Origin of the sequence: Pseudomonas tehranensis (genome assembly GCF_014268615.1) — a bacterium.
Lineage (GTDB): Bacteria > Pseudomonadota > Gammaproteobacteria > Pseudomonadales > Pseudomonadaceae > Aquipseudomonas > Aquipseudomonas tehranensis.
This window is the reverse complement of record NZ_JABWQV010000327.1, coordinates 1-4,646: the sequence shown is the minus strand read 5'-3', so window position 1 is coordinate 4,646 and position 4,646 is coordinate 1. Positions and strand designations below refer to the sequence as shown.

The 4,646-nt window shown below is 58.4% G+C and carries 8 protein-coding genes; 5 read left to right on the top strand and 3 right to left on the bottom strand.

The genetic code is table 11. The features are described 5' to 3' along the window. Positions 1–323: 323 nt before the first annotated feature. Both HU811_RS25145 and HU811_RS25140 read left to right on the top strand, forming a co-directional pair. Positions 324–605 (top strand): fructose-bisphosphate aldolase, encoded by a 282-nt coding sequence (locus tag HU811_RS25145; protein ID WP_186658692.1) that lies wholly within the window; start codon positions 324–326, stop codon positions 603–605. A gap of 58 nt (positions 606–663) precedes the next feature. After that, entirely contained in the window at positions 664–984 is a 321-nt protein-coding gene (locus tag HU811_RS25140; protein ID WP_186658689.1) for an isochorismate lyase, read from the top strand. Positions 985–1,007: 23 nt separating this feature from the next. On the opposite strand, the gene HU811_RS25135 is transcribed toward HU811_RS25140, so the two are convergent. The 3 genes from HU811_RS25135 to HU811_RS25125 form a co-directional block, all read right to left on the bottom strand. Next, a complete protein-coding gene (locus tag HU811_RS25135; RefSeq protein ID WP_092455385.1) occupies positions 1,008–1,445 on the bottom strand; it encodes a DUF3995 domain-containing protein in 438 nt (145 codons plus the stop codon). A gap of 126 nt (positions 1,446–1,571) precedes the next feature. After that, positions 1,572–2,582, bottom strand: coding sequence for an ABC transporter substrate-binding protein (locus HU811_RS25130; RefSeq protein ID WP_186658686.1), 1,011 nt, complete (start codon positions 2,580–2,582; stop codon positions 1,572–1,574). A gap of 191 nt (positions 2,583–2,773) precedes the next feature. Continuing rightward, a complete protein-coding gene (locus HU811_RS25125; protein WP_092398841.1) occupies positions 2,774–3,223 on the bottom strand; it encodes a hypothetical protein in 450 nt (149 codons plus the stop codon). Positions 3,224–3,650: 427 nt separating this feature from the next. Between HU811_RS25125 and HU811_RS25120 the strand changes: the two genes are divergently transcribed. The 3 genes from HU811_RS25120 to HU811_RS25110 all read left to right on the top strand — a co-directional run bounded on the left by HU811_RS25120 (position 3,651) and on the right by HU811_RS25110 (position 4,575). Then, positions 3,651–3,887 (top strand): hypothetical protein, encoded by a 237-nt coding sequence (locus tag HU811_RS25120; RefSeq protein WP_186658683.1) that lies wholly within the window; start codon positions 3,651–3,653, stop codon positions 3,885–3,887. A gap of 133 nt (positions 3,888–4,020) precedes the next feature. Further along, on the top strand, positions 4,021–4,251 hold the full coding sequence (locus HU811_RS25115; protein ID WP_092455381.1) for a hypothetical protein: 231 nt from the start codon (positions 4,021–4,023) through the stop codon (positions 4,249–4,251). Between the two features lie 87 nt (positions 4,252–4,338). Next, positions 4,339–4,575, top strand: coding sequence for a DUF2789 family protein (locus HU811_RS25110; RefSeq protein WP_092398847.1), 237 nt, complete (start codon positions 4,339–4,341; stop codon positions 4,573–4,575). Positions 4,576–4,646: the final 71 nt, after the last annotated feature.

Genomic DNA, 4,646 nt, shown 5'->3' with positions numbered 1-4,646 from the left:
GCGGGAGCAAGCTCCCTCGCCACAGGGGCCGTGAGCGTCCTACAGGGCGGTTGTTGCTGCCGGAATCGCCTCCTATAGTTGGGCTCGCCGCTGGCGTTGGTCAGTGGCTGGGTTTCGCAGCCCTACAGAATATGAATGACTTGCACCGTCGAATGAAAACTCAGGCAAAATTGCCGGCTTTCATTTTATGGCGGTTGCGCGCGGGAGACCTTCGGGTCTGCCGGGTTGGGTCATTCCTCGGTCTGCGAACCCGCGCGTAGCTGCCACCCATTTGTTTCGCAGCATGAAGGGGGCAGTTCTTTTTCTCTTAACGGAATGACCTTATGACCACACATCAAGCATCCGACCGTTTCACCCCATTAACCCAAACCGCCACCACCCACCCCGTCCTGCTGATCGACACCCACGCGCCATTGCCCGAACTCCACGCCTGCGCCAGCGAACGCCTGCACGCCACGCTCGATTATCTGACGCTGGTGGCCTGCTCCAGCCTGCGCGATTCGGCGACGAGTGATATAAACACCCTCACCAACGTCGCCCGGATTCTGGTGCAGGACGTGGTGGATGTGTTTGGCGTGATCGAACAGCGCGGGCTCGAAGGCTGAACACACATCGATAATCGGCCCGGCTTGGGCCGATCCTGTCTCAACAAGGAGTAACTGCATGGAAGTGCACAACCCGCTACAACCCTGCGATTGCGCGAATATGGAAGACATCCGCCGCGAAATCGACGCCCTCGACCAGACCGTTATCAAGCTGTTGGGCAGGCGTTTTCAGTACGTACTGGCGGCGTCGAAATTCAAGACCTCGGCCACGTCGGTGCGTGCTCCGGAGCGTTTCAAGGCGATGCTGGCGACCCGGCGCCAGTGGGCCGAGGCTGAAGGCCTTAGCCCGGATGCGATCGAGAAAATGTACAGCGACCTGGTGAGTCACTTTATCGCCGAAGAAATGAAACACTGGACGGCTCAACAATCCGGGACCTGATCGCCACGACAAGCGTATTGCGTTCAGGCCCAGGCCACCGTCAACAGGCCGGCCCCAAGCACGACACATAACGGTGAATAAACCCATGTGTCGAGCTTGGCGAACATCGAGCCCTTGACCTCCTTGAAGAAACCCACCAGGTTCGATTCGCCAATGGCGCGGGCGAACATCAGCAAGGCGATCGCGCTGATCAGCCATTGCAACGCCCGATGGGTGACGGGCGGCGCCAGCAAGCCGACCCGCAGGCACACCAGAACTGCAATCAGCAGCAGCGCGAGGGCCACCAGCAGTGTCAGCCAACCCGATGGGTTGAACGCCGGGCGCAACGACTCTCCTTGCCTCGCCGGAACCTGAGGCACGACCGCCAGGGCCGCCCATCGCCCGCCCAGGGCCCAATACAAATGAATCAAGCTGATGGTCGCAAATATTGCGACCAGCGACCGAGCCACTAACAGCGTCATTCGCCAGCCTCCTTGAAAGGTTGAACAATCATCCTAGCTCGAATTCGGCATTTCGCCGCACGGGCGCAGAATGCCGGTTTTCGGCGATTGATGCATTGCTCAAGATCAAGAGTTCAATCTGGCACGCTACAGACCGGCAGCGACTTTGTCGGCGACCTCCTTGGGCACCCAGGCCTGCCAGACCTGGGGATGGGCCTTGAGGAACGCCTCGGCGGCTTCGCGCGGCGGTGTGTGCTTTTCGCTCATGTCGGCCAGGGCCTTGTTCAACGGTTCGATGGGCAGGTCGACTTTACTGAAGAACTCAGCAATGTCCGGGTATTGCTTTTGAAACGGCGCGGAGACGCCAATCGACAGCTTCGAGGCCAGGGAGCGGGTTGGCTTGGGGTTGGGGTTGTCGGCATCGGTCAGGGTTTTCCAGGCCTCGGCATCGAACGGGGGTTCTTGCAACTGCACCAGCTTGAAACGTCCCAGCAGCGGCGTCGGCGACCAGTAGTAAAACAGGATCGGCTTGCCCCGGCGGATCGACGAGCTGATCTCCGCATCCAGCGCCGCGCCCGAACCACTGCGGAAATTCACATAGCTGTCGGACAGCCCATAAGCCTTGAGCTTCTGCTTGTTGACCACTTCGGAGGTCCAGCCGATGGGGCTGTTGAGGAAGCGGCCCTTGCTGGGGCTTTCCGGGTCTTTGAAGACATGCTTGTAGCGCGCCAGGTCTTCGACACTGCGCAAATCCGGGGCCAGGGGTTTGATGCCCTTGGCCGGGTCGCCCTTGATCACATATTCCGGGACCCACCAGCCTTCGGTCGCGCCCTTGACCGTATCGCCCAAGGCGACCACCTTGCCTTCAGCCTCGGCCTTGACCCATACGGGACTGCGACCGGCCCACTCTTCCCCGATCACCTGGATGTCGTTATTGGCCAGCGCCGTTTCCAGGGTAATGGTGGTGCCCGGCAATGTGTCGGTCTGCAGCCCATAGCCCTTCTCAACGATGACGCGCAGGATATCGGTGATCAGGCTCCCGCTTTCCCAGTTCAGGTCGGCAAAATGGATCGGCACCTGCGCGGCCGATGCCGGGAGTGGCGAAACCATCACCGCACAGGTGGCCCAGGCAGCCAACCACTGTCGAACTCGTTTCATGCGTTGCACCTCGTACCAGACACAGCAATAGCTCAACGGTCCTGCGTAACCGGACGCAAGCCTCTGATTAATTCAGTCAACTGACTGTAGCCGAGGTTCCACGCAGACCTGGTGAAAACTGTTAGCAGGGCGCAAAACCCGAACGCTGTGTCAGCCTGCCTATCACATCCGTCGAGCTGACGAGGTACACATCACTCGCTGGCCTTGAAGGTGACGAGTTCACCTTTGCGCCACTTGGCGGCTTTGGCGGTCACGGCCTTTAGGGTCTTGGTCAGGCCCTCGTGCAACTGCTCGTTGGCGGCGAAAACCGTCAGCACGCTGTGCCCTTCCTTGAACAGGATCGCGTGGCCACCGGGGGTGGTCACGAAGGCGTAATCGCCAAGGCCATAGACCGTCAGCTTGATATCGCGAAAGCGGAGTTCAAACTTGCCACCTTCACGGCTGGGCAATACCGCTGCACGAAAATGATCACCGACTTTGAGTTCAAGCCTGGGCTTGTCATCGACCACCAAGGCCGATTCGGTGTCGATTTCGGCAACATAAATACCTTCGGCGGTTTGCTCGGTGATGTAGACGAAGCGCGACTGGAACTGCTTGACCAGTTTTGCCCGCAGATCACCAAGTACGAATAACGCATGCATGTCGAGATTACTTACTGCCAAGGAAACATCCCCATCTTTGTAAACGGCCCGCCCTCTGAAAAGGACGGACCACGAGAACCCGTGCCGACTGTGTGTCGCAGTGGACCTGTAACTGAAAATTCGAAGTGAACGGCGTGCCCTGCCCCGGGGCGAGAGAAGACTAAAGGATTGTCACTCTCGCCGTCTTTCCCGCGGGGTCGTCAGAGGCTGAAGGAAAACGCCACTCTGAGCATCGGAAAAGGTGGGACTACTAACTTTAGGGAAATTTCTCACTTAGAAAAGCATTTTTCTGACATCGAGGCCAAAAAAAATTGCTTTAGATAGGCACAGCCCCCACACGGTGCTGCCGATTCTAGAGCAGCCGCAGGCGTGGAGACTACTCAAAACACTCGGCAATTCGTCGGTAAACCATAGAAAAGGAATTCACATGGCCACTTTCACGACCCTGACCCAACCCCTCACCCCTTGCATCGCTGACAAGCCTGACGGGTTTGACGAAGTGCATTACCTGCCGGTTTCTTTGTTTCAACCGCGTTATCGGGTGGTTCTGGCCGGCAAGTGCTTTTTCCATATTGAAGAAACCTCGACTGGCCGTGTAAGAGGTTTCCGTACCGATCATAACGAGGCCTGTTACCTGGCCAGGCGTCTGGAACGAAGCGTTTGACCTGAGATACGACACGCCCATCACTTAACTCAGCCGCGACAGGCAACTGCTGCCATACTGCCCGCCCAGCGAAGACCGTCCCCCATTGACGATCGCGCACTCATACTAATGACTTGTGAAGGAAAGGCGCGACGTGACGGAATTTGATATTGGCGAGTTTTTCATCCGGGGCGAGGCCAGAGAGGTCGAAGGCGAATTCCAGGCCGTCATCGTGATGCGCGCCAAGCCCCCCTTGACCACCATCACATGTCATCAGGTGGAAAAGGATCGCTGGTTCAAAACCTCCGAGCTCGCCGCCGAAGCCGCCCGGGCAGCGGCAAAAGCCCTGAAACTGGCGGTGGATGAAGGCGCGTTGAAAGCCTGAAGCCAATCGAACTCCTGACCGGCGTTTGCCTCAGATAAAGGGAAGCAATCGAGGCGCCATGACGGCGCCCGCCCAAAGGAGAACCCCATGGAACAGCCCTCGCACGAGCTTAGAACCCTGTTCGATCAACTAGGCCTACCATCGGATGGCAAAGCCATCGATGACTTCATCATGGCGCATCCGCTGGACCCGGAGATCAAACTGGTGGAGGCCGACTTCTGGTCGGAGCAACAGAAAGACCTGCTCCGGGAATGGCTGCTCGCCGACGGCGAGGAGGCGGTGCTGGTGGATCAGTTGAATGTCCGTCTGCACGACGGTAAATAACCCGTCAAACCCCGTGGCGAGGATGCTTGCTCCCGCTCGTTTCCGTAGGAGCTGTCGAGCGAAGCGAGGCT